Origin of the sequence: Paracoccus sp. TD-10 (assembly GCF_048270675.1) — a bacterium.
Lineage (GTDB): Bacteria > Pseudomonadota > Alphaproteobacteria > Rhodobacterales > Rhodobacteraceae > Paracoccus > Paracoccus pantotrophus.
In genome coordinates this window covers 211,850-235,000 of the sequence record NZ_CP182419.1, presented here as the reverse complement: position 1 = coordinate 235,000, position 23,151 = coordinate 211,850, and the positions used below count along the sequence as shown (strand labels likewise).

Annotated in this window: 20 protein-coding genes (1 of these 20 running past the window's edge); 12 read left to right on the top strand and 8 right to left on the bottom strand. The window is 67.6% G+C overall.

Features of this window, described 5'->3' with window-relative positions:
- Positions 1 to 452, top strand: the 3' portion of a protein-coding gene (locus ACNKFW_RS12060) for an enoyl-CoA hydratase (RefSeq protein WP_418025231.1). 349 nt of this gene lie to the left of the window's left edge; only the last 452 of its 801 coding nucleotides appear in the window; the start codon falls outside the window, past its left edge; its stop codon occupies positions 450 to 452.
- A gap of 9 nt (positions 453 to 461) precedes the next feature.
- Here ACNKFW_RS12060 and ACNKFW_RS12055 read toward each other — a convergent pair whose 3' ends face one another.
- The 6 genes from ACNKFW_RS12055 to ACNKFW_RS12030 form a co-directional block, all read right to left on the bottom strand.
- Complete coding sequence (locus ACNKFW_RS12055) at positions 462 to 1,205, bottom strand: cytochrome c biogenesis CcdA family protein (protein WP_147428534.1); 744 nt, start codon at positions 1,203 to 1,205, stop codon at positions 462 to 464.
- A 76-nt stretch (positions 1,206 to 1,281) separates the two neighbouring features.
- Positions 1,282 to 3,960, bottom strand: a complete 2,679-nt coding sequence (locus ACNKFW_RS12050; protein WP_147428536.1) for a ribonuclease E/G — start codon at positions 3,958 to 3,960, stop codon at positions 1,282 to 1,284.
- Between the two features lie 553 nt (positions 3,961 to 4,513).
- Positions 4,514 to 5,839, bottom strand: coding sequence for a sigma-54-dependent transcriptional regulator (locus ACNKFW_RS12045; protein ID WP_024845801.1), 1,326 nt, complete (start codon positions 5,837 to 5,839; stop codon positions 4,514 to 4,516).
- 19 nt (positions 5,840 to 5,858) lie between these two features.
- On the bottom strand, positions 5,859 to 7,652 hold the full coding sequence (locus ACNKFW_RS12040; protein ID WP_418025228.1) for a sensor histidine kinase: 1,794 nt from the start codon (positions 7,650 to 7,652) through the stop codon (positions 5,859 to 5,861).
- A 64-nt stretch (positions 7,653 to 7,716) separates the two neighbouring features.
- Complete coding sequence (gene purQ / locus ACNKFW_RS12035; protein WP_024845799.1) at positions 7,717 to 8,385, bottom strand: phosphoribosylformylglycinamidine synthase subunit PurQ; 669 nt, start codon at positions 8,383 to 8,385, stop codon at positions 7,717 to 7,719.
- A 245-nt stretch (positions 8,386 to 8,630) separates the two neighbouring features.
- Positions 8,631 to 9,845, bottom strand: coding sequence for an NADP-dependent isocitrate dehydrogenase (locus tag ACNKFW_RS12030; RefSeq protein ID WP_024845798.1), 1,215 nt, complete (start codon positions 9,843 to 9,845; stop codon positions 8,631 to 8,633).
- A gap of 71 nt (positions 9,846 to 9,916) precedes the next feature.
- Here ACNKFW_RS12030 and ACNKFW_RS12025 point away from each other — a divergent pair, with 71 nt between their 5' ends.
- Positions 9,917 to 10,468 (top strand): hypothetical protein, encoded by a 552-nt coding sequence (locus ACNKFW_RS12025; protein WP_147428539.1) that lies wholly within the window; start codon positions 9,917 to 9,919, stop codon positions 10,466 to 10,468.
- On the opposite strand, the gene ACNKFW_RS12020 is transcribed toward ACNKFW_RS12025, so the two are convergent.
- Both ACNKFW_RS12020 and ACNKFW_RS12015 read right to left on the bottom strand, forming a co-directional pair.
- On the bottom strand, positions 10,465 to 11,601 hold the full coding sequence (locus ACNKFW_RS12020; RefSeq protein ID WP_418025225.1) for an HD domain-containing protein: 1,137 nt from the start codon (positions 11,599 to 11,601) through the stop codon (positions 10,465 to 10,467). The two genes, ACNKFW_RS12025 and ACNKFW_RS12020, sit on opposite strands and share 4 nt — an antisense overlap.
- Before the next feature lie 39 nt (positions 11,602 to 11,640).
- Complete coding sequence (locus ACNKFW_RS12015) at positions 11,641 to 12,300, bottom strand: alpha/beta hydrolase (protein ID WP_024845795.1); 660 nt, start codon at positions 12,298 to 12,300, stop codon at positions 11,641 to 11,643.
- A 165-nt stretch (positions 12,301 to 12,465) separates the two neighbouring features.
- On the opposite strand from ACNKFW_RS12015, the gene ACNKFW_RS12010 reads away from it, so the two are divergent.
- The 10 genes from ACNKFW_RS12010 to ACNKFW_RS11965 all read left to right on the top strand — a co-directional run bounded on the left by ACNKFW_RS12010 (position 12,466) and on the right by ACNKFW_RS11965 (position 23,142).
- The gene (locus ACNKFW_RS12010) at positions 12,466 to 12,924 is read left to right on the top strand and encodes an Rrf2 family transcriptional regulator (protein ID WP_024845794.1); all 459 of its coding nucleotides are present in this window, start codon (positions 12,466 to 12,468) and stop codon (positions 12,922 to 12,924) included.
- 3 nt (positions 12,925 to 12,927) lie between these two features.
- A complete protein-coding gene (locus ACNKFW_RS12005) occupies positions 12,928 to 13,953 on the top strand; it encodes a Gfo/Idh/MocA family protein (RefSeq protein WP_147428543.1) in 1,026 nt (341 codons plus the stop codon).
- A 120-nt stretch (positions 13,954 to 14,073) separates the two neighbouring features.
- Positions 14,074 to 15,180 (top strand): carboxynorspermidine decarboxylase, encoded by a 1,107-nt coding sequence (locus tag ACNKFW_RS12000; RefSeq protein WP_147428545.1) that lies wholly within the window; start codon positions 14,074 to 14,076, stop codon positions 15,178 to 15,180.
- Positions 15,181 to 15,228: 48 nt separating this feature from the next.
- Entirely contained in the window at positions 15,229 to 16,452 is a 1,224-nt protein-coding gene (locus tag ACNKFW_RS11995; RefSeq protein ID WP_147428547.1) for a saccharopine dehydrogenase family protein, read from the top strand.
- 93 nt (positions 16,453 to 16,545) lie between these two features.
- Positions 16,546 to 17,880, top strand: coding sequence for an AI-2E family transporter (locus tag ACNKFW_RS11990; RefSeq protein WP_147428549.1), 1,335 nt, complete (start codon positions 16,546 to 16,548; stop codon positions 17,878 to 17,880).
- Between the two features lie 67 nt (positions 17,881 to 17,947).
- Positions 17,948 to 18,961, top strand: a complete 1,014-nt coding sequence (locus ACNKFW_RS11985; RefSeq protein WP_024845789.1) for a GlxA family transcriptional regulator — start codon at positions 17,948 to 17,950, stop codon at positions 18,959 to 18,961.
- Positions 18,962 to 19,043: 82 nt separating this feature from the next.
- A complete protein-coding gene (locus ACNKFW_RS11980; RefSeq protein ID WP_147428551.1) occupies positions 19,044 to 19,496 on the top strand; it encodes a hypothetical protein in 453 nt (150 codons plus the stop codon).
- A 233-nt stretch (positions 19,497 to 19,729) separates the two neighbouring features.
- A complete protein-coding gene (locus tag ACNKFW_RS11975; RefSeq protein WP_024845507.1) occupies positions 19,730 to 20,905 on the top strand; it encodes a toxic anion resistance protein in 1,176 nt (391 codons plus the stop codon).
- Positions 20,902 to 21,930: a DUF2927 domain-containing protein gene (locus ACNKFW_RS11970; protein WP_024845508.1), complete on the top strand. Its 1,029-nt coding sequence runs from the start codon at positions 20,902 to 20,904 to the stop codon at positions 21,928 to 21,930. The genes ACNKFW_RS11975 and ACNKFW_RS11970 overlap by 4 nt, the downstream gene beginning before the upstream one ends.
- Before the next feature lie 81 nt (positions 21,931 to 22,011).
- The gene (locus tag ACNKFW_RS11965) at positions 22,012 to 23,142 is read left to right on the top strand and encodes an SPFH domain-containing protein (protein WP_147428553.1); all 1,131 of its coding nucleotides are present in this window, start codon (positions 22,012 to 22,014) and stop codon (positions 23,140 to 23,142) included.
- The last annotated feature ends 9 nt before the right edge of the window (positions 23,143 to 23,151 follow it).

Here is a 23,151-nt window from a genome sequence, read left to right as displayed (position 1 = left end):
CCACCGCCGCCGGTTGCCAGCTGGTCGCCAGCTGCGACATGGCCGTCGCGGCCGAGGGGGTGCGCTTCGGCGTGAACGGGGTGAATATCGGGCTGTTCTGCTCGACCCCGATGGTGGCGCTGACCCGCGCCATCCCGCCGCGCGCCGCCTTCGAACTGCTGGTGACGGGCGAGTTCATCGACGCCGACCGGGCGCGGGAGCTGGGCCTGGTGAATCGCGTCGTCCCGCCCGCCGCGCTTGAGGCCGAGGCGATGGCGATGGCCCGCACCATTGCCGCCAAGCTGCCCGCCGCCGTGCGCATGGGCAAGCGTGCCTTCCACGCACAGCGCAACCTGGGCCTCGCCGATGCCTATGAGACCGCAGGCGCGGTGATCTGCGAGAACCTGCTGCTGCCCGATACCGCCGAGGGCATCCAGGCCTTCCTGGAAAAGCGGCCGCCGAACTGGGAATGACGCCCGCGCCTAACCCAGCGTGGCCAGCCAGGGAAAGGTCTCCAGCAGCCAATAGGCGAAGGTGGGGAAGGCGCCGGTCAGCAGCGCCGCCCCGACCGCCACCAAAAGCCCGCCCATCATGCGCTCGATCAGTTTCAGGTGCGGCTTGATGCGGTTCATCACGCCAATGGCGCGGTTGATAAAGATCGCCGACAGCAGGAAGGGAATGCCCAGCCCCAGCGCATAGACGGCCAGCAAGGCCGCGCCGCGCCCGGCCTCGGCCCCGGTGACGGCCAGCGACAGGATCATGCCCAGTTGCGGCCCGATGCAGGGCGTCCAGCCGAATGCGAAGGCCAGCCCCAGGATATAGGCTCCCAGCGAGGAGCCGCCCTTGTCGCCGGCATCCAGCCGCGCCTCGGTGTCCAGGAAGGGGATGCGGATGATGCGCAGGAAGTGCAGGCCCATGATGATGACCGCCACTCCCGCCCCGCGCGCCAGCCAGTCCTGCCATTGCAGGAACATCCGGCCAAAGGCCGAGGCCGCCATGCCCATCAACAGGAAAACCGTCGACAGCCCCAGGACGAAGAACAGCGCCGGAACCACGGCGCTGCGTTCGCCCGATTTCAGCCCGCCGACGCCGACCCCGGTCATATAGGCCAGATAGGGGGGCACCACCGGCAGGACGCAAGGCGACAGGAAAGACAGGATCCCGGCCAGCAGCGCGACCGTCGCGGCGGGCAGGAAGGCGGCATCTGCAAGCTCGATTCCCAACATGTCCGGCACCTTGGCTCATGGAAAGGGCGCGGGAAAGCCCCGCGCCCGTCACTCTTTCGTGGAAGGCTGCGACAGATCAGCCCATGGACCACCAGCCGCGGCGCTTGGGACGCGCCGGCTCCTCGTTCGCCGCGGCCGGGGCGGGAGCGGGCTCGGGGGCGGGCTCGGGGACGGGCGCCGGCACGGCTTCGGGTGCAACGGCCGCTTCGGCCTCTGCCCCGACGGTTTCGGGTTCCGCGGCCTCGGCTTCCTCGGCGTCGGTCGCGGCGGGTTCAACAGCCTCGGCGTCGGCCGCCTCGCCGACGGCAGGCTCGGCAACCGGCTCCCCGGCCTGCGCATCCTGCGGTGCCGGCGCGGCGTCCGCCGATGCGGCCTCCGCGGCAGGCTCGACGGTCTGGAGCGCCGGCTCGGCTTCGACACCCGCCTCCGGCTCCTCCACGGCGGTTTCGGCCGGTTCTTCCGGCTTGCGGCGGCGCGTCCGGGTGCGGCGGCGCGGCTTCTCGGCCGATTCGGCATCCGGTTCGGCCGCATTCTCGGACCCGGCCACGACCTCGGGCACGACCTCCGCCGGCGTCACCTCGCCTTCGGCAGGCCGCTCGGCCGGCTCGGCTTCCGAAACCGCATCCTCGGCGCCGTCCTCGGCGTGGTCGGAGCCCTCCTCGGCATGGGACGCCTCGCCGTCGCCGTTCTTGCCGCCGCGACGGCGGCGGCGGCGACGACGGCGCTTGCTGCCGTTCTCGGCGCCTTCGCTGCCCTCGCCGGTCTCGGCATGGCCGTCCTCGGCGCGGTCTTCCTCCCCGGCGACCTCATCGACCTCTTCCTCGGCGGGTTCCTCGTCATCGATCTGCGCCATCAGCCGGGCATCGACCGAAACCACGGGCGAAACCACCTCGGGCACGTTGCGCGTCGCGGTCTTGAACTTCTCGATGGCGTAATCGGGCGAGATCAGCGCCGGATCGGCCTCGACCCTGACCGAGAGACCATAGCGCGCCTCGATCGTGGCGATATGCTCGCGCTTGGCGTTCATCAGGAAGTTGGCGACCGCGACCGGCGCCTTGACCAGCACCTCGCGCGAACGCTTGCGGGTGCCCTCTTCCTCGATGGCGCGCAGGATGGTCAGCGCCAGGCTGTCGTCCGAACGGATCAGCCCGGTACCGTGGCAATGCGGGCAGGGCTGCGTGGTCGATTCCAGCATGCCCGGCCGCAGGCGCTGGCGCGACATCTCCATCAGGCCGAAGCCCGAGATGCGCCCGACCTGGATGCGCGCCCGGTCGGTCTTGAGCCGCTCCTTGAAGCGTTTCTCGACGGCGGCGTTGTTCTTGCGCTCTTCCATGTCGATGAAGTCGATGACGATCAGGCCCGCAAGGTCGCGCAGCCGCAGCTGGCGCGCGATCTCCTCGGCGGCTTCCAGGTTCGTCTTCAGCGCGGTTTCCTCGATCGAGCCTTCCTTGGTGGCCCGGCCCGAGTTGACGTCGATGGCGACCAGCGCCTCGGTCACGCCGATGACGATATAGCCGCCGGATTTCAGCTGCACGACCGGGTTGAACATGCCGCCCAGGTAGCTTTCCACCTGGTAGCGCGCGAACAGCGGCATCTGGTCGGTGTAATGCTTCACGTTCTTGGCATGGGACGGCATGATCATCTTCATGAAGTCCTTGGCCGTGCGATAGCCGCGCTCGCCCTCGACCAGAACCTCGTCGATCTCCTTGCTGTAGAGATCGCGGATCGTGCGCTTGATCAGGTCGCCTTCCTCGTAGATCGGCGCGGGGGCGATGGACTTGAAGGTCAACTCGCGGATCTGCTCCCACAGCCGCATCAGGTATTCGTAGTCACGGCGGATTTCCGTCCGCGTCCGCTGGCTGCCGGCGGTGCGGATGATCAGCCCGGCGCCCTCGGGCACCTCCAGCTCGCTGGCGATCTCCTTCAGCTTCTTGCGGTCGGCGGCATTGGTGATCTTGCGGGAAATCCCGCCGCCGCGCGCGGTGTTCGGCATCAGCACGCAATAGCGGCCGGCGAGGCTCAGATAGGTGGTCAGCGCGGCGCCCTTGTTGCCGCGCTCCTCCTTGACGACCTGGACCAGCATGATCTGCCGGACCTTGATCACCTCCTGGATCTTGTAGCGGCGGGCGCGGGGTTTCCGAGGCGGCGAGATTTCCTCGGCCACGTCCTCCTCGGCGACGGATTCGATACCGTCGTCCTCGGCGGCGTCATCGCCTGCGGCCTCATCGGCCGCCTCAGGGACGGGGGCGGCGACATCCTCCGCCGTCGCCGGCGGCACGGCCTCGGCCACATCCACCGCAAGGTCCGCGGCTCCCGCGGCCTCGCCTTCCGAGTGGTCCAGAACGGCCATCCCGGCGATCTCGTCCGAAACCGCGACGGCGTCGCCACTGTCGGCTGCAGCGGCCTTGGCCGGCTTGCGGCGACGCGGGCTGCGCTTTTTCTCGCCCTCGTCGGCCTCGGCGGCGGCGGCCTGGCGTTCTTCCTCGATCAGCGCCTTACGGTCGGCGGCGGGAATCTGGTAGTAATCGGGATGGATCTCGGCAAAGGCCAGGAAACCGTGGCGATTGCCGCCGTAATCCACGAAGGCGGCCTGCAGCGAGGGTTCGACCCGCGTCACCTTGGCCAGATAGATGTTGCCAGCAAGCTGCCGCTTGTTGACCGTCTCGAAATCAAATTCCTCGACTTTGGTTCCATCGACCACGACAACCCGAGTCTCCTCGGAATGCGTGGCGTCGATCAGCATTTTCTTTGACATGTTTCCGTCTTTCGGGCCGCCGGACCGGCCCGCACACAGGCGGGGGCAAGGTTCGGCTGCCGCATGAGAGGACAGCGAAAGCCGCACCGCCAGCAGCAATCGCGGCGGCCGGAGAACTCCCCTGCCACCGTTGCCTATCAAGCTGCACTGCGCGATCCATCGCGTCTGTTTACCTTTCTTGGCCCATCCCGCTCGCGCGGTCGGGGCTGCGATCTACGGTCGCCCAGAGGCCCCCTGGGGGCATGGGCAGGATTTTCCGCGCGTGGCACCACCGGCACTTTTCAGGTGTCGCGGCTGGCTGGCGCGCTGCGAAACTGGCGAGGTCGAGCAACCATTGGTTGTGGCGCCCACCCTACAGGGGCAAGATAGCGGGGAAGGGCGCGCCGTTACAATCTGTTTTTGGACAAGGCGCCGGGATTTGCCGATCCGCCCATCCCGCCCGGCCGCCGGCAGGGGCGCGCCGCGGCGGGCAAATCCCCGGGCCGGATCCCGCGCCCCGGCTATTTCTCCGTTCCCCAAATACCCATACCTGGCCGGGCCAGAGGCGTGCCGCTCACAGGTAATCGCTGCGGCTCAGCCCGTATTTCGCCATCTTCTCGTTCAGCGTCCGCCGCGGCAGGCAAAGCTCGTCCATGACCGCGGCGATGCTGCCCTTGTGGCGGCGCATGGTATTGTCGATCAACATCTTTTCGAAGCTCTCGACATATTCCTTGAGCGGCTTGCCCTCGGTCGTCGTCGCCTCCTGCGTATCCTCACCATCGGCCATGAGAAGCGAGGCGATCGAGCCCGAGCCGCGGCGGTTCTGCAACACGGCCCGCTCGGCCACGTTGATCAGCTGGCGCACATTGCCCGGCCAGGGCGCCTGCAACAGCTGCGCCGCCTCCTGCGCCGTCACCTGCGGCGGCTCGCAGCCGTATTCCTCGGCGAATTGCTCGGTCATGCGGGTGAAGAGCGTCAGGATGTCCTCGCCGCGCGACCGCAGCGGCGGCAGGGTGATCTTCAGCGCGGTCAGGCGATAGAACAAGTCGGGGCGCAACGAATCCTCGGCCCGGCGCCCCTCGCCGCGGGCATTGGAAATGGCGATGATCCGCGTCTCGGCCGGGCTGCCCTGCTCGGCGATAAAGGCCAGCAGCCGCGCTTGCAGCGGATCGGACAGCGCCTCGATATCCTCCAGGCACAGCGTGCCGCCGCGGGCCTCCTCGACCGCGGGCAGCCCGCTCTCGACCGGGCCGAACAGCTTGGCCGACAGCACCTCGTCGCTATAGGCCGCGCAAGAGATCGGCACGAATTTCTTCGAGGCGCGCGGCCCCACCGCATGCAGCGCATGCGCCACCAGCGTCTTGCCGGTGCCGGTCTCGCCGTCGATCAGCACATGGCCGTCGGCCTGGCCCAGGTCCAGGATGTCCTCGCGCAGCCGGTCCATGACCGGGCTCGACCCGATCAGCTTGGACATGACCTGCTGGCCTTCGCTGAGGTCGCGGCGCAGCGCGCGGTTGTCCAGCGTCATCCGCCGGGCCTGGGTCGCCTTCTTGACCAGTTCGGTCAGCCGCTCGGGGTTGAAGGGCTTTTCCATGAAATCCATGGCGCCGATGCGCATGGCCTCGACCGCCATCGGCACGTCGCCATGGCCGGTGATCATGATGACCGGCAGGCCCGAATCGATGCCCATCAACCGCTTGAGAAATGCCATCCCGTCCATGCCCGGCATGCGGATGTCGGAAACCACCACCCCCGGCCAGTCGGCACCGATCACCTTCAGCGCCTCCTCGGCGGTGGCGAAGGTCTCGGCGTCGAAGCCCGACAGCGCCAGCCACTGGCTGATGGATTCGCGCATGTCCGGTTCATCGTCCACGACGGCTATCTTCAAAGTGCGGCTCATGGGCCTTTACCTCTTTTCTTCATTCCGCCGCCAACCGCGTCCCGGCCTTGTGGCCGGGATCGTGCAGCGGCAGCTCAAGCTCGAACACGGCGCCCCTGCCCCCTTCGTCCGAGGCGTTATGCGCCGTCAGACGCCCCCCGAAATCGGCCGCGATCCCGGATGAGATCGCCAGCCCGAGGCCGGTCCCCTCTCCGGGTTTCTTCGTGGTGAAGAAGGGTTCAAACAGATTTTCCAGGTCCGATACACCCGGACCGTTATCGCGCACGGACAAGAATGCGTGAGAGCCGGCGCTGACCGTGATCTCGATCGCCGGGTCGCGCATGCCCCTGATCGCATCGACCGCGTTGCGCAGCAGGTTGATGATGATCTGCTCCAGCCGGATGCGGTCGCAATAGACCATGACCGGATAGCGCGGGATGTTGCGCTGCAGACGGATGGTGCGGCTTCGCAGCTGCGGCTCCATCATCACCAGCGCGCTCGACAGCGCGGCGCGCAGGTCGACCGGCTCGAAGGCCTCGCCGCCCTTTCTGGCATAGGATTTCAGCTGCCGGGTGATGGCGCCCATGCGCTCGACCAGGTCGTCGATGCGCTGGAAGCTCGACAGCGCCTCCTCGGCCCGGCCGCGCTGCAACAGAAGCCGCGCCCCGGCCAGATAGGTCTTCATCGCCGCCAGCGGCTGGTTCAGCTCGTGGCTGACGCCCGCCGACATCTCGCCCAGGGCCGCCAGCTTGCTGGATTGCTGAACGGTCTGCTCGGCCACGCGCAGTTCCTTCTGCATCCGCTCGCGTTCGGCGATCTCGCGGGTCAGGCGCTGGTTCAGCGCCCGCAGATCGGCCGATTCGCGCATCCAGGCCTCCGATTCGACCCGCGCCCGCCGCGACAGCAGATAGAACACCGCCGCCAGCAGGATGGCAAAGCCCATGATGACCATGGCCAGCACCGCATTCACCCGCTCGCGCACCGACTCGTAGGTGGTGAAGGCGATCATCTTCCAGCCGCGGAAGGGGATGCGGGTTTCCGACTGCATCACCGCGCGGCCCTGCACATAGGCATCGGCCGGCGTCGCCGCCCAATCCGCCGTGACCTGGAAGGCCCGCGCGATGGCCGAGGGGGCCGAGCGCACCGCCAGCGCCTCGGGCAGGGTCAGCCCGCGCCAGCGCGGCTCGGTCGACAGGATGATCTGCCCCTCGCTGTCCGTGACCGCGATCGCATCCGAGATCCCGGCCCATGACCGCACCAGCCGCGTCAGGTCGGCGCCCACCACCACCACGCCCAGCGTGCGCCCGTCCGACATGACGGTGCGGGAATAGGTGAACTCATAGGCCCCCTGCGGCGAGGGCGAGACGGTGAACACCGTGTCCCTGGAACGCAGCGCCTCGACAAAGAACGGCTCCTGCACGTAATTGGTGCCGATCAGGTTGCGGTCGGTCGAACCCACCACCCGTCCCGAGGCGTCCAGGAGCTTGATCGAGGCCGCCGCGATCTCCTTCTGGGCCGAGATCAGCCGCGCCGAGGTGCCCGAGAAATCATTGCCCGACAGGGCCGAGATCAGCGCAGGATCGCGCGCCAAGAGCAGGGGCACCACCGAGGTGCGCTGCAATTCCGACAAAAGGTTCCCGGTATAAAGCGCCGAGCGCAGCTCGGTGCGCACCCGCGTCGTTTCGGAAAACCGCGCGGTCAGCCAGGCATTGGTGAACCAGATCGTGCCCGCGGCCACGACCAGCAGCACGGCGATCACGCCGCGCAGGCCCCAACGGCTGGTCAGGCCCGTCCTGCCCTCCGGGAACCCGATGGAATTGTCTTCCTCTCGCATGAGCCTCCGGCACCGCCCTTGTAAGGGTCGATGCAGTCTAGTGCGCGAAAGAGTGCCGCTCAAGTCAGGCCGCGACAAGCTCCTGCATCAGCGAGGCAAAAAGCCTCGCGCCATCGGTGCCGCCATGTGCCGGATCGGCCGCGCGCTCGGGATGGGGCATCATGCCCAGCACCCGGCGGTTCTCGGACAGCACCCCGGCGATGTCCTCGACCGAGCCGTTGATGCCGGGCGCATAGGCAAAGGCGATGCGGTCCTGGTCCTTCAGCGCCGCCAGCCCCTCGGCGTCGATCTGGTAATTGCCGTCGTGATGGGCGACCGGCACCCGGATCTCCTCGCCCGCCCGATAGGCGGCGGTGAAGGGGCTGGCCGCGGTCGCGACTCGCAGCACCGTCTCGCGGCACAGGAACCGCAGGCCGGCATTGCGCATCAGGGCACCGGGCAGCAGGTTCAGCTCGGTCAGCACCTGGAAGCCGTTGCAGATGCCCAGCACATAGCCGCCGCGCGCCGCATGGGCCTTGATCGCGCCGGCAATGGGCGAATGCGCGGCGATGGCGCCGCAGCGCAGGTAGTCGCCAAAGGAAAACCCGCCCGGCACCGCGACCAGATCGATGCCCGCCGGCAGCGCCTCGTCCTTGTGCCAGACCCGCGCGACCTCGGCCCCCGCCTGCTGCAACGCAACGGCCAGGTCGCGGTCGCAATTCGATCCGGGAAAGGTGATGACGGCAGCTTTCATGGCGGGCCTCCGGGATAATGCCTCGCGCCCCCATACTCCAAGCAGCGTCGCATGTTAAGCCGCTTTGCGCGGCACGCAGGACTTCTTGGTTCCCCGAATGCTCAAAAACGCGCGACAAGCGCCGCGCCCCCGCACCCGACGCGCATCACCCGGCGGCTTCACCGTTTCACAAATACCCAAAGGCAACACCGCAAGCGAAAAGGGCCGGGGTTCCCCCCCGGCCCTTCGCAATCCTGCGCGACGGATCAGCCCGCCAGCGCCTTGTTCAGGTATTCGTCGACCTTTTCCAGATAGCCCATGGTGGTCAGCCATTTCTGGTCGGGACCGACCAGCAGCGCCAGGTCCTTGGTCATATAGCCGTCCTCGACCGCCTGCACGGTCACGCGCTCCAGCGTCTCGGCAAAGTTCTTCAGCGCCGCGTTGTCGTCCAGCTTGGCGCGGTGCTTGAGGCCGCCGGTCCAGGCGAAGATCGAAGCGATCGAGTTGGTCGAGGTCTGGTTGCCCTTCTGGTGCTCGCGATAGTGGCGCGTCACCGTGCCATGCGCGGCCTCGGACTCGACGATCTTCCCGTCCGGCGTCATCAGCACCGAGGTCATCAGGCCCAGCGAGCCGAAGCCCTGCGCGACGGTGTCCGACTGCACGTCGCCGTCGTAGTTCTTGCAGGCCCAGACATAGCCGCCCGACCATTTCATCGCCGAGGCGACCATGTCGTCGATCAGGCGATGCTCGTAATGGATGCCCTTCTTCTTGAACTCGGCCTCGAACTCTTCCTCGTAGACCTTCTGGAACAGATCCTTGAAGCGGCCGTCATAGGCTTTCAGGATGGTGTTCTTGGTCGAGAGATAGACCGGATAGCCGCGGTTCAGCCCGTAGTTCATCGAGGCGCGGGCGAAGTCGATGATCGACTGGTCGAGGTTGTACATCGCCATGGCGACGCCGGCGCCGGGGGCCTGATAGACCTCGTGCTCGATGGTCTCGCCATCCTCGCCGACGAACTTGATCGTCAGCTTGCCCTTGCCCGGGAAGCGGAAATCGGTGGCCTTGTACTGGTCGCCGAAGGCGTGGCGGCCGACGACGATGGGCTGGGTCCAGCCGGGGACCAGCCGCGGCACGTTCTTGCAGATGATCGGCTCGCGGAAGATCACGCCGCCCAGGATGTTGCGGATGGTGCCGTTGGGCGATTTCCACATCTTCTTCAGGCCGAATTCCTCGACCCGCGCCTCATCCGGGGTGATGGTGGCGCATTTCACGCCGACGCCGTATTGCTTGATCGCCTCGGCCGCATCCACGGTGATCTGGTCCGAGGTGCGGTCGCGCTCCTCGATGCCCAGGTCGTAATATTTCAGGTCGATGTCCAGATAGGGCAGGATCAGCTTCTGCTTGATGAAGTCCCAGATGATCCGGGTCATCTCGTCGCCGTCGAGTTCGACGACGGGGTTCTCTACCTTGATCTTCGACATGGGTGGTCCCTTCGATTAGGATTCGGCTCGGTGGCGCTATAGCGGCATTCAATGCGAAAGGAAAGGCCGGTATGCCGTGGTATGCCGTTCATGATGCTGCCGACCATGCTGCGCGCGCAGAATGGCGGCACAAGGCGCGCAAGGCGCTGGCAGATATCCGCGCCGAACGCGCCGCGCCCGGTTTCGCGCCGCTGGAACGGCCGTTCCATTTGCGCGTATTCGGCGACTACGCCGCCGAAGCCGTCTGGCTTTGCGACGACGAGGGATGCCTTGCCGAAAGCGCCGCCGCGCTGCCGGTTGCAGCCAGCCTGGCGGCGCGTTGCCTGCTTTGGGCCGATTGCTACGAGACGCATGAGGACGCCTGGTTCGACCATGACCATGTCGCGGACTGGCCCGCCCCGCCCTTCAACCATTACCGGGCGATCAACCTGCGCGGCTTCTTCCTGGCCTGCGCGCTCAAGCGCGCCTTGCCCGATTGCCGGATCGAGTTCCTGGACGAATACCGCAACCTGCCCTGGCGCGACTACACCCCCGACGCAGAAGGCGAGAAGCCACCGCACCTGATCGAGATCACCGCCGAAACCATGCACCACGAAGCGGCAAGCCGGCGCAGGAAACCCTAGCCCTCCGGGCCGGTCGCAAAATAGACCCGCGCACTTTCGCTGAGCCAGGACCACAGCACCGGCGCACCGCGCTCGATGCGCAGGCCGACGCGCTCGACCAGCTGCTCATAGGTCACGCGGTATTCCGCCCAGGTGCCGCCGCCCGAGGCGATGTTCTGCATCACCGGCTGCGCCCGGTCCAGCGACTTGGCAAAGACCGCATCGGGGGTCTCGTTCGCCTCGAACTCGGCCCAGAGCGCGCGCAACCCGGCCCCCTGCGCCGCGGGCAGCAGGCCAAAGATGCGCTCGGCCGCCTCGGCCTCGGCCTGCAATTGCGCCGCGCCGTGATGGGCGCCGCCGCCCTGCGCATGGATCGGCACGTCGCCGGTGTCGATTTCGACCAGGTCATGGATCAGCAGCATGCGGATCACCCGGCCGATATCCACCCCTGCCCCGGTATGGGGCGCCATGACCAGCGCGTAAAGCGCCAGGTGCCAGCTGTGCTCGGCGCTGTTCTCGCGCCGCGAACCGTCGCACAGCAGGCTGGCGCGCAGCACCGATTTCAGCCGGTCGGCCTCGGCCAGGAAGGCCAGGCGCTGCGCCAGTTCGCCGCAGGGCGCGCGGCCCTCCAGCAGGGCCTGCGCCGCCTCCATCGCCTCGGGCCATTCCGTCCAGAGCCGCCGGGCGCGGCCCGAACCCATGTTGTCGCGCACGATGGCGACATGATCGGCCAGGGGCTCGGGCGCGCAAAGCACCTGGAACAGCGGCTGGACATGGTCCATGCGCTTGGCCATGCGGGCATCCGGGCTTTCGCCGGCCTCGAACTCCCGCCACAGCGCCAGCAATGCCTCGCCATCCGGCAGCATGCCGAACAGCCGGCGCGCCGCCGCCGCCTCGGCCGCCTGCACGGCAGCCGCGTCATGGGCCAGGTGGATCGGATGGTCGCCGCAGTCGATCTCGACCAGGTCATGCAGCAGCAGCATGGCGATGGCGCGGTCCGAGGCGCCGAAGACCAGCGCGTAAAGCGCCACATGCCAGCTGTGCTCGGCGCTGTTTTCCGGCCGCGACAGGTCCATCAGCACATTCGCCCGCTCGACGGATTTCAGCCGACAGGCCTCGGTCAGGAAGGCAAAGCGCAGGGTCAGGTCGGTCATGGCAAAAAGCCCCGGGGCCGGCCGCACCGGCCCGGTTTCCTATCGGGTGTTCTCGGTCAGGCGGCGGCGCACATAGGCCTGCACCGTATCGATCATCGGCTTCATGTGGATATCGTCGTCGCGGAAGAAATGGTCCGCGCCCTCGATTTCCTCATGGGTGATGGTGATGCCCTTCTGCTCGCGCAGCTTGGCGACCAGCGCATGGGTGTCCTTGGGCGGCGCCACCCGGTCGGCGGTGCCGTTGATGATCAGCCCCGAGGACGGGCAGGGCGCAAGGAACGAGAAATCATACATGTTCGCCGGCGGCGCGACCGAGATGAAGCCGGTGATCTCGGGGCGGCGCATCAGAAGCTGCATGCCGATCCAGGCGCCGAAGCTGAAGCCCGCGACCCAGCAATGCTTGGAATTGGGGTTCATCGCCTGCAGGTAGTCCAGCGCCGAGGCGGCATCCGACAGCTCGCCGATGCCCTGGTCGAACTCGCCCTGGCTGCGGCCGACGCCGCGGAAATTGAACCGCATGACGGTGAAACCCATGCGGTGGAAGGCATAGTGCAAATTGTAAACGACCCGGTTGTTCATCGTGCCGCCATATTGCGGATGCGGGTGCAGGATGATGGCGATGGGGGCGTCGGGGGCGGCTTGCGCGTGATAACGACCCTCGAGACGACCTTCGGGACCGGGGAAAATCAGTTCGGGCATGGGCTTCCTTTGAAACTCGGGTTCCTTGACCCTGTGACGGCGCGGCTCTAGATCGTCAATCTGGGAAGCGCGCCCGACATAGGCAAGACGCATTCAAGGACGGCGCCGGGGAATTAGCCGTTGGCTTGCGCGTCGTCAATGGTTTGCGGCTGGAGGAGAGGCAAGATGAAACTGTCCACCAAGGGACGTTACGCAATGGTCGCCCTGGTCGATCTGGCCATCGCCAAAGGCGACGAGCTGACCTCGCTGGCCGAGATCTCCAAGCGGCAGGACATCTCGCTGCCCTATCTGGAGCAGCTCTTCGTGCGGCTGCGCCGGGCCGGGCTGGTCGATTCGGTGCGCGGGCCGGGCGGCGGCTACCGGCTGGCCAAGGCGCCCGAGACGATCCGCGTGGCCGATGTGCTGGAGGCGGTGGACGAAACCGTCAGCGCGCTGCATGTCGGCGCCGGCGCCTCGGGCGGGGTCTCGGGCTCGCGCGCGCAGACGCTGTCGAACCGGCTGTGGGAAAGCCTGTCCGCGCATGTCTATGTGTTCCTGCACAATCATACGCTGGCGGATGTGGCGAGGAACCAGCTGCTGCCCTGCCCCGCCCTGCCCAAGATCCTGTCGATCGTGGACGACTAGGCCATGCGGGTGATGGTCGCCGGCCTGGGCAACATGGGGCGCAGCCACGCGCTGGCCTGGCTGAAGCAGCCGGGGGCCGAGATCGTCGGCCTGGTCAACCGCTCGCCCGTGGACCTGCCGCCCGAACTGGCCGCGATCCCGCAAAGCCAGGATTTCCACGAGGCGCTGCACCGCCTGCGCCCCGACGTGGCGGTGATCGCCACCTATTCCGACAGCCATGCCGAATATGCCATCGCCGCCATGCGGGCCGGCGCGCATGTCTTCGTCGAAAAGCCCCTGGCCACCACGGTCGAGGACGCCCGCCGCGTGGTCGAATGCGCCGGCGAGACCGGCCGCAAGCTGGTCGTCGGCTACATCCTGCGCCACCATCCCAGCTGGCAGCGCCTGATCGACGAGGCCCGCGCCCTTGGCGGGCCCTATGTCTTCCGGCTGAACCTGAACCAGCAAAGCTCGGGCCCGACCTGGCAGGTCCACAAGGCGCTGATGCACACCACGCCGCCCATCGTCGATTGCGGCGTGCATTACGTCGATGTCATGTGCCAGATCACCGACGCCCCCCCGGTCGAGGTGCGCGGCATGGGCCTGCGCCTCTCGGACGAGATCGCGGCGGATATGTACAATTACGGCCATTTCCAGGTGCTGTTCCAGGACGGCTCGCTGGGCTGGTACGAGGCCGGCTGGGGGCCGATGATGTCCGACAGCGCCTTTTTCGTGAAGGACGTGGTCAGCCCCCGCGGTGCCGTCAGCATCCGCATGCCCGAGGATGCGCGCTCGGACGACATCGACACCCATACCCGGACCGCCACCCTGCGCCTGCATCGCATCGGCGAGCCGGACCAGGACATCTCGATGCGGGACGAACCCGGCCACCAGCAGCTTTGCGACGCCGAGGCCGCCTTCATGGCGCGCGCCATCGCCGGGGACATGGACCTGGAGCGGCACATGCGCGACGCGGTCTCCTCGCTCGCCGTCTGCCTTGCCGCCGACGAATCGGTGCGCACGGGCCAGCCGGTGCGATTGCGCATCTGACGCGCCCTGTCGCGCCCATCGTCACGCGCCCGTCACGCTTTCTTGCGAAATGCGGCCCGTGGCCCTAAATGAGCCATTCGTTTTCCGCTTTCACGGTCGCAAGGCCAGAGGTTCCGCGCCATGTCCGATCTGCAGACGCCCTATTACCTGATCGACCTCGCGAAGCTGCGGGTGAACATGGAGCGAATCCACTATCTGCGCGAACGCTCGGGCGCGAAATGCCTGCTGGCGCTGAAATGCTTCGCCACCTGGTCGGCCTTCGACTTCATGCGCGACTTCATGGACGGCACCACCTCGTCCTCGCTGTTCGAGCTGCGGCTGGGGCACGAGGAATTCGGCAAGGAAACCCATGCCTATTCCGTCGCCTGGGCCGATCACGAGATCGACGAGGCGCTGGGTTACGCCGACAAGATCATCTTCAACAGCCTGGGCCAGCTCGACCGCTATGGCGCGCGGGCCAAGGCGCGCGGCATCGCCATGGGGCTGCGGCTGAACCCGCGCTTCTCGACCAGCGGCTTCGACCTGGCCGACCCGGCCCGCCCCTTCTCGCGGCTGGGCGAATGGGATCTGAACCGGCTGGAGGCGGCGCTGGACCGCATCTCGGGCGTGATGATCCACTACAATTGCGAGAATGCGGATTTCGAGCTGTTCGACGCCCAGCTGGGCCGGATCGAGGCCGAGTTCGGCGGCTTCCTGGAAAGGCTCGACTGGGTCAGCCTGGGCGGCGGCATCCATTTCACCGGCGAGGGCTATCCGCTGGACCGTCTTGCCGACCGGCTCAAGGCGTTCTCGGAACGTTTCGGCGTGCAGGTCTTCCTGGAACCGGGCGAGGCCAGCATCACCCGCTCGACCACGCTGGAGGTCACGGTCCTGGACACCATCCACCACGGCAAGGACGTGGCCATCGTGGACAGCAGCATCGAGGCGCATATGCTCGACCTGCTGATCTATCGCGAGACGGCGAAGCTGCCGCAGGAGGGCGAGCATCCCTGGCAGATCGCCGGCAAGACCTGCCTCGCGGGCGACATCTTCGGCGAGGGCCGCTTCCCGCAGCCGCTGAAGGTCGGCGACCGCATCAGCATCGCCGATGCCGGCGGCTATACCATGGTCAAGAAGAACTGGTTCAACGGCGTGCCCATGCCCGCCATCGCCATCCGGGCCGAGGACGGAACGATCCGCGAGGTCCGCCGGTTCACCTATGACGACTACAAAGCCAGCCTGTCCTGACCAGGCGCAAGCCATCCCCTTTCCTTAGCCCCCGAAAAGGAGACTGAATTGGCCAAGAACGTGCTCATCATCGGCGCCGGCGGCGTCGCCCAGGTGGTCGCGCATAAGGTGGCGCAGAACGCCAAGGAATTCGGAACGCTGCATATCGCCAGCCGAACCGTGTCCAAGGCCGAGAAGATCATCGCGAGCATTCGTGAAAAGGGCCATTCGGTCGAATTCACCGCGCATCCGCTGGACGCCATGGACAGCGCCGCCGTGGCCGCGCTGATCCGCCAGATCGACGCCGGCATCGTCGTCAACGTCGGCTCGGCCTTCGTCAACATGACCGTCCTGCAGGGCTGCATCGAGACCGGCGCCGCCTATATCGACACCGCGATCCACGAAGATCCGACCAAGATCTGCGAGACGCCGCCCTGGTATGCCAATTACGAATGGAAGCGGCGCGAGGATTGCGAGAAGGCCGGCGTCACCGCCATCCTGGGCGCGGGCTTCGACCCCGGCGTGGTCAACGCCTATGCCCGGCTGGCCGAGGACGAATATTTCGACAAGATCGACTCGATCGACATCGTGGACATCAATGCCGGCTCCCACGGCCGCTATTTCGCCACCAATTTCGACCCCGAGATCAACTTCCGCGAATTCACCGGCACGGTCTATTCCTGGCAGGGCGGCGAATGGCGGCAGAACCAGATGTTCGAGGTCGGCCGCGAATGGGATCTGCCCGTCGTCGGCAAGCGCACCGCCTACCTGTCCGGCCATGACGAGGTACACAGCCTCTCGGCCCGCTACAAGGACGCCGACGTGCGCTTCTGGATGGGCTTCGGCGAGCATTACATCAATGTCTTCACCGTGCTGAAGAACCTCGGCCTGCTTTCCGAACAGCCGGTCACGACCGCCGAGGGGCTGGAGGTCGTGCCGCTGAAGGTGGTCAAGGCCGTGCTGCCCGACCCGGCCAGCCTCGCCCCCGATTACGAGGGCAAGACCTGCATCGGCGACCTGGTCAAGGGCACGCTGGACGGCAAGCCGGGCGAGGTGTTCATCTACAACGTCGCCGACCACAAGGACGCCTATAACGAGGTCGGCAGCCAGGGCATCAGCTACACCGCGGGCGTGCCCCCGGTCGCGGCGGCGATCCTGATCGCGCGCGGCACCTGGGACGTGAAGCGCATGGTCAATGTCGAGGATCTGCCCGCCCGCCCCTTCCTGGAACTGCTGGGCGACCTGGGCCTGCCCACCCGCGTCATCGACGCCACGGGCGACCACCCGCTGTAAGCGCGGCCCGGCCGGCTGGCCGAAAACGCCCGCGGCGGGGGAACCCGGCCGCGGGCTTGGCGTTTCCCCCGCGCAAAGCGGAGAGGGGGATGCATGCCGCCGGATCGGGAACACCGCAGCCACATGTTTCCCTTTGCCGCACCCGCCGACAAGGGCGGGGCCAAGGTGGCCAACTGGGCCGTGATCGGCATCTTCCTCATCCTGCTGTTCAGCTTCTTCGCGCAAGCGCGCAGTTTCCTGATGCCGGTGACGCTGGCGATCCTGCTGTTCTTCGTCTTCGTGCCCTTCCGCCGGCTGATGGAGCGGCTGGGCATCGGGGCCATCGTCACCGCGGCCATCGTCTCGCTGGGCCTGGTGGTGGCGGTGGTGCTGATCGGCTTCGCCATCTCGGGCCCGGCCAATCGCCTGATCGAGAACGCGCCGCAGATCACCGAGCGGCTGGAACAGCGATTCGCCGAGATTCGCAGCAATTTCCATGGCCTGGAACGCGCCGCCGAAAAAATCGACGAGATCGCCGGCGGCGGCGCGGCCCCGCCCGGGCCCGCCACATCGCCCGGCGAGACGCCGCCGGATGCGACGCTGACCGGCACGCTCAGCGCCATCCCCGCCCCCGGCACGCCGCAACCGCCCGACCAGCAGATCCAGGTCGAGGTGAACGCCACCCCCGAGACCTCGACCCTGGCCAGCGTGCTGAACCTGGGTCCGGCCTTCGCCGGCCAGATCATCTTCACGCTGTTTTTGCTGTTCTTCCTGATCTCCTCGGGCGACCTGCTGTATCTCAAGATCGTGCAGAGCTTCGATTCCATGCGCGAAAAGCGCGCGGCCTACCTGGCGCTGCGCGAGATCGAGGACAGCCTGGGCGCCTATCTGGGCGCGATCACCCTGATCAATGCCTGCCTGGGGCTGGCCATCGGGCTGGCCATGTGGGTCTGGGGCATGCCCAGCCCGGTGCTGTTCGGACTGGCGGCCTTCCTGCTGAACTTCATCCCCTACCTGGGCTCGGTCGCCGGCATCGTCATCGCGACGCTCGTCGGGGTCTTCGTCTTCGACGACCTGTTCACGCCGCTGATGATCGGCCTGACCTACCTGGGCCTGACCGCGCTGGAAGGACAGCTCATCACCCCCTATCTCGTCTCGCGCCGCTTGCAGCTGAACACGGTGGTGGTGTTTCTGACCGTCGCGCTCTGGGCCTGGCTTTGGTCGGTGATCGGCATGATCGTCGCCGTGCCGCTGCTGGTGGTGATGCGGGTGCTTGCCGAACATATTCCCGGCCTGCAGAAATTCGGCAATTTCCTGGCCGGCGAGGATCCGCCTGCGCTGGAGGACGAGGACGAAGAGGAGGCGCGCGAACTGGTCGAGGCCGGCGGCAATGCGCAGGATGCCGCCCAGGCCGGCACCGCCACGATGGTCCTGGCCACCAAGGAGTGATCGCGCTCTGGATCACGCCGCAAAACATGGCATCATCGCGACGCCATCCATGGACGAATCGCGACAGATGCCCGAACCCGACCTTACGCCCGACCCCAGCCAGCCGCGACTGCGCATCGGCTTCCTGCTGACGCCGCGCTTCACGCTGTCGGCCTTTGCCACCTTCGTGGACGTGCTGCGGCTGGCGGCCGACGATGGTGACGGCTCGCGCCCGATCCGCTGCCGCTGGCGGGTGCTGTCGTCGGACATGGCGCCGGTACAATCCTCCTGCGGGATACGCATCGAGCCGGACGAGCGGCTGGGCGACCCCGCGCGCTTCGACTATATCATCACCGTGGGCGGGCTGATCGACGGCGGCCCCGGCCTTTCGCCGGAACAGGGCGCCTTCCTGCGCCGCGCCGCCCTGGCGCGGGTGGCGCTTGGCGGGCTTTGCACCGGGGTCTTCGCCATGGCCCGCATCGGGCTGATGGACGGCTATCGCTGCTGCGTCAGCTGGTTCCATCACCAGGATTTCCTGGCCGAGTTCGAGCGGATGCGCCCGGTCTCGGACCAGATCTTCGTGGTGGACCGCGACCGGCTGTCCTGCTCGGGCGGGGTCAGCGCCGCGCATCTGGCCGCCTTCCTGGTCGACCGCCACCTGGGCCGGGCCGCCGCGCGCAAGGCGCTGTCGATCCTGATGATCGACGAGCCGATGGCCGGTGACCGCCCGCAGCCCGGCCTGCCGCTGGAACTCAACGCCCGCGACCCGCTGGTGCGCCGCGCGCTGCTGGCCATGCAGCAGAACCTGCATGCGCCCTTGTCCATCGCCCGCATCGCCAGGGATCTGGGCGTCGGGCGGCGCAAGCTGGAACGGCATTTCAACGCCGACCTGGGCATCCCGCCCGCCGATGCCTCGATCCGCATCCGGCTGGCGCAGGCGCGCATGCTGCTGGCGCGCACCGACCGCACCGTCACCCGCATCGCCGAGGAGACCGGCTTCTGCGACGCCTCGCACCTGATCCGGGTCTTCCGCGAGACCGAGGGCACCACCCCCGACCTTTGGCGCCAGAACCGCGTCCCCCTGGCGCAGGACGCGCCCTGACCGGCCGTTGCACGGCGCCACCCGGCAACGTGCCGGGCCGCGCCCGATAATGCGTGGCGATTTCGGATGAGGAGAGGGTGAGATGCCGAACAAGGCCACGGTCAGGGGCGTTTTGATGGATGCGACGCTTGCGCCGATCGCTTCGGGCAAGATCGTCGCGACGCTTCAGGGCTCGGACATATTCGACGGCGGGCTGCGGGTGGTGACGCAGCAGGTCGAGGCGACGACGGATGCGCAGGGCGGCTGGTCGCTGGATCTGATCGTGAACGGCGAGGGGGAGCGGGCGGGCACGACCTGGACGATCGCGGGCTACAACCAATATGTGGCCAAGGTGTTCGAGGCGAAATCGCTGTTTTTGGCCTCGGCGCTGGCGACGACGCTGGGCGATCTGGAGCGGAGCAGCGCGCAGAACCTGCGGGCCGCGCGCGAGGGCAACGCGGCGCGGCTGATCAGCGTCCCGGATTACGACCGCTACCTGGCCCTGCCCGAAAGCCAGAGGCGGCCGAACGACCTGGTGCTGGTCAAGCCGCAGTAGCGCCTCGCCGGGTGGGCGGTGCAGGGCGGTCCCGCTTGGCGGGGCCGCCTTTTTTCATGCGCGGGTTCGCGGCGATGCGCCGCACGCGGCACATGGGCGCCGCGACCGCCCCGGCAGGATGGCAACACCGGCGCGGGCAAAGGGAACCTTCGCACCGACCTCTCGTTGAACTCGGCGGCAAACGGCCTATTCTGCAACCGGGCCCTTGTTCCATCACGAAAGGACGAAGCCGGATGACCAACCAGACGCAGGCCAGCGCCCAAGCTGCCTTGGACGAAATCCAGACCGTGACCGCGGTCGTCCTGCCCGAACCCCCCGCCGCCGCGCCGACGCTGACCGAGGCAGAACCCGCCGTCGCCGAGGAAATCCGCAAGCGCATGGCCGAGGTCGACATCCGCGATTCGGGCTCGATCGTGCATTTCGGCGCCCGCGCCCAGAACGAATTGCAGGAAATCAGCCAGGCCATGCTGGCGGATGTCAAGAACAAGGACGTTGGCCCGGCCGGCGAATCGCTGCGCGAGATCGTGACCACCATCCGCGGCTTTTCCGTCAGCGAACTCGACGTGCGGCGCGAGCGCAGCTGGTGGGAAAGGCTGCTGGGCCGCGCCGCACCCTTCGCCAAGTTCGTGGCGAATTACGAGGAGGTGCAGGGCCAGATCGACCGCATCGCCATGGACCTGGACCAGCACCAGCACCGGCTGCTCAAGGACATCAAGTCGCTGGACCTGCTTTATCAGCGCACGCTGAACTTCTATGACGAACTGGCGCTCTATATCGCCGCGGGCGAAGAGAAGCTGGCCCAGATCGACCGCGACGAGATCCCCGCCCGGGAAGCCGCCGTCGAATCCGCGGCCGAGAACGACAAGGTCATGGCGGCGCAGGAGCTGCGCGACCTGCGCTCGGCCCGCGACGACCTGGAGCGGCGGGTCCACGACCTCAAGCTGACGCGGCAGGTGACGATGCAGTCGCTGCCCTCGATCCGGCTGGTGCAGGAAAACGACAAGTCTCTGGTCACCAAGATCAATTCGACGCTGGTGAACACCGTGCCGCTGTGGGAGACGCAGCTGGCCCAGGCCGTCACCATCCAGCGCAGCGCCGAAGCCGCCCGCGCGGTCAAGGAGGCGAACGACCTGACCAACGACCTTCTGACCGCCAACGCCAAGAACCTGCGCGAGGCCAATGCCCAGATCCGCACCCAGATGGAGCGTGGCGTCTTCGACATCGAGGCGGTGCGCACCGCCAATGCCGAGCTGATCTCGACCATCGAGGACAGCCTGCGCATCGCCGACGAGGGCCGCACCCGGCGCGCCGCCGCCGAGGAAGACCTCAAGGCGATGGAGGCCGAGTTGCGCAAGACGCTCGCCTCGGCCGGCGCCCGATCCGCAACCCCCGCAGCCAAGACGCCGTGACCCTGCCAGCCCGATCCCACCTGCCTCTTTCCGCAGCCCTCGCGGCGCTGGCGCTGCTTGCCGCCTGTACGCCGGAGCCGCCGGCCGAGGCGCCGCCCCCCGCGGTCGAGGCACCGCCGCCGCCCGAACGCCCCGACCCGCCGGTCGACCTGGCGGCGCTGCGCCGCGAGCGCGCGGAAAGCGCCCGTGCCGCCAAGGCGCGCGCCGAGGCCGCCGCCGCCTCGCCCGCCAGCCGCAACATGCGCGACTATCTTGCCGGGGTCGAGCAGGCGCTGATCGCCCGCGGCAGGCTGCGCACTGACAGCGGCGACGAAATCGCGCTGACGCCGGAAAAGCTGGCCGACACCTTCATCGAGGTCGCGCTTTACGACGAATATGTGCGCGAGGGCGGCAAGCTGGTCTCGCGCCCGACGCCGGCGCCCTTGCGGCGCTGGCAGCAGCCGGTGGCGCTGCGGCTGGAATTCGGCGATTCGGTCGCCCCCGACCAGCGCGCCCGCGACCGCGCCGAGATCGCTGGCTTCGCCGCCCGGCTTGCCCGCATCAGCGGCCATCCGGTCGCGCTGACCGGCGGCGCCGGCAATGTCACCGTGCTGATCCTGAACGAGGACGAGCGCCGCGCCATCGGCCCGCGCCTGGCCGCGCTGGTGCCCGGCATCCCGCCCGGCGACATCGCCGCCCTGCGCGATCTGGCGCCGCAGAACTATTGCACGGTCTTCGCCTATTCCAACGGCAATTCCCCGGTCTATGCGCAGGCGGTGGCGCTGATCCGGGCGGAGTTGCCGCCGCGCATGCGCCGGTCCTGCATGCACGAGGAACTGGCGCAGGGCATGGGGCTGGCCAATGACAGCCCCCGCGCGCGCCCCTCGATCTTCAACGACAACGAGGAATTCGCCTATCTGACCCGGCATGACGAGCTGCTGCTGCAGATCCTCTACGATGCCCGGCTGCGCCCCGGCATGACCGAGGCCGAGGTCCGCCCCATCGTGCTGCAAATCGCCCGCGAACTGCTGGACACCGAAGCATAGGCCCGCCGCTCGGGTCTTGACGCCGGGCGGCTGCGGGGCACTATCGCAGGCAGGCGTCCCGCAGAGCGAAAGGCAGCCCCCATGAGCATCTTCGACATTCTCGGCGGCGAGTTCATCGAGATCATCGAATGGACCGACGACACCCGCGACACCATGGTCTGGCGCTACCCGACCGTCGGCAAGGCGATCAAATACGGCGCCAAGCTGACCGTGCGCGAGGGCCAGGCCGCCGTCTTCATCCACGAGGGGCAGCTGGCGGACGTGTTCCAGCCCGGCCTCTACATGCTCGAGACGAACAACCTGCCGGTCCTGACCCGGTTGCAGCACTGGGACCACGGCTTCCGCAGCCCCTTCAAGTCCGAGATCTATTTCGTCAACACCACCCGCTTCAACGACCTGAAATGGGGCACCAGGAACCCGGTGATCGCGCGCGACCCGGAATTCGGCCCGGTGCGCATCCGCGCCTTCGGCACCTATTCCATGCGCGTGACCGACCCCGGCCGCTTCATGACCGAGATCGTCGGCACCGACGGCGAATTCACCCGCGACGAGATCAGCTTCCAGCTGCGCAACATCATCGTGCAGGAGTTTTCGCGCATGATCGCCGGCTCGGGCATCCCGGTGCTGGACATGGCGGCCAATACCGGCGATCTGGGCCAGATGGTCGCCAAGGCGATCGGCCCGACCGTCGCCGCCTATGGCCTGGCCATCCCGGAATTCTACATCGAGAACATCAGCCTGCCCGACGAGGTGGAAAAGATGCTCGACAAGCGCACTTCGATGGGCATCGTCGGCGACCTGAACCGCTTCGGCCAATATGCCGCATCCGAGGCGATGCTGAACGCCTCGAACCAGCCCGGCGGCATGGGGGCGGGAATGGGCGCGGGCATCGGCGCCGGGCTTGGCGCGGGCATGGGCGCCGCCATGGCGCAGCGCGGCCCCTGGGGCGCCGTGCCCCAGCAGCAGGCGCCGCAGACCCCGCCGCCGCTGCATCCCGAAACCGTCTGGCACATCGCCGTGAACGGCCAGGCCGACGGCCCCTATGGCCGCGCCCATCTCGGCCGCCTGGTGCGCGAGGGCGGCTTCACCCGCGAAACGCTGGTCTGGACCCCCGGCCAGGACGGCTGGAAACCGGCCGAGGAGGTCGCCGAACTCGCCCAGCTCTTCACCGTCGCGCCGCCGCCCCCGCCGCCGATCCCGAAGGCGGAGTAAGCCGCCGGA

Excerpts from the sequence above, each read along its gene's own strand:
- ACNKFW_RS12025 (WP_147428539.1), top strand. The coding sequence starts at position 9,917 with ATGCCGTGGTATGCCGTTCATGATGCTGCCGACCATGCTGCGCGCGCA.
- ACNKFW_RS12055 (WP_147428534.1), bottom strand. The coding sequence starts at position 1,205 with ATGTTGGGAATCGAGCTTGCAGATGCCGCCTTCCTGCCCGCCGCGACG.
- ACNKFW_RS11980 (WP_147428551.1), top strand. The coding sequence starts at position 19,044 with ATGCCGAACAAGGCCACGGTCAGGGGCGTTTTGATGGATGCGACGCTT.
- ACNKFW_RS11990 (WP_147428549.1), top strand. The coding sequence starts at position 16,546 with ATGCCGCCGGATCGGGAACACCGCAGCCACATGTTTCCCTTTGCCGCA.
- ACNKFW_RS12000 (WP_147428545.1), top strand. The coding sequence starts at position 14,074 with ATGTCCGATCTGCAGACGCCCTATTACCTGATCGACCTCGCGAAGCTG.
- ACNKFW_RS11985 (WP_024845789.1), top strand. The coding sequence starts at position 17,948 with ATGCCCGAACCCGACCTTACGCCCGACCCCAGCCAGCCGCGACTGCGC.
- ACNKFW_RS12030 (WP_024845798.1), bottom strand. The coding sequence starts at position 9,845 with ATGTCGAAGATCAAGGTAGAGAACCCCGTCGTCGAACTCGACGGCGAC.
- purQ (WP_024845799.1), bottom strand. The coding sequence starts at position 8,385 with ATGAAAGCTGCCGTCATCACCTTTCCCGGATCGAATTGCGACCGCGAC.
- ACNKFW_RS12010 (WP_024845794.1), top strand. The coding sequence starts at position 12,466 with ATGAAACTGTCCACCAAGGGACGTTACGCAATGGTCGCCCTGGTCGAT.
- ACNKFW_RS12020 (WP_418025225.1), bottom strand. The coding sequence starts at position 11,601 with ATGACCGACCTGACCCTGCGCTTTGCCTTCCTGACCGAGGCCTGTCGG.
- ACNKFW_RS12015 (WP_024845795.1), bottom strand. The coding sequence starts at position 12,300 with ATGCCCGAACTGATTTTCCCCGGTCCCGAAGGTCGTCTCGAGGGTCGT.
- ACNKFW_RS11965 (WP_147428553.1), top strand. The coding sequence starts at position 22,012 with ATGAGCATCTTCGACATTCTCGGCGGCGAGTTCATCGAGATCATCGAA.
- ACNKFW_RS12050 (WP_147428536.1), bottom strand. The coding sequence starts at position 3,960 with ATGTCAAAGAAAATGCTGATCGACGCCACGCATTCCGAGGAGACTCGG.
- ACNKFW_RS11975 (WP_024845507.1), top strand. The coding sequence starts at position 19,730 with ATGACCAACCAGACGCAGGCCAGCGCCCAAGCTGCCTTGGACGAAATC.
- ACNKFW_RS12045 (WP_024845801.1), bottom strand. The coding sequence starts at position 5,839 with ATGAGCCGCACTTTGAAGATAGCCGTCGTGGACGATGAACCGGACATG.
- ACNKFW_RS12005 (WP_147428543.1), top strand. The coding sequence starts at position 12,928 with ATGCGGGTGATGGTCGCCGGCCTGGGCAACATGGGGCGCAGCCACGCG.
- ACNKFW_RS12040 (WP_418025228.1), bottom strand. The coding sequence starts at position 7,652 with ATGCGAGAGGAAGACAATTCCATCGGGTTCCCGGAGGGCAGGACGGGC.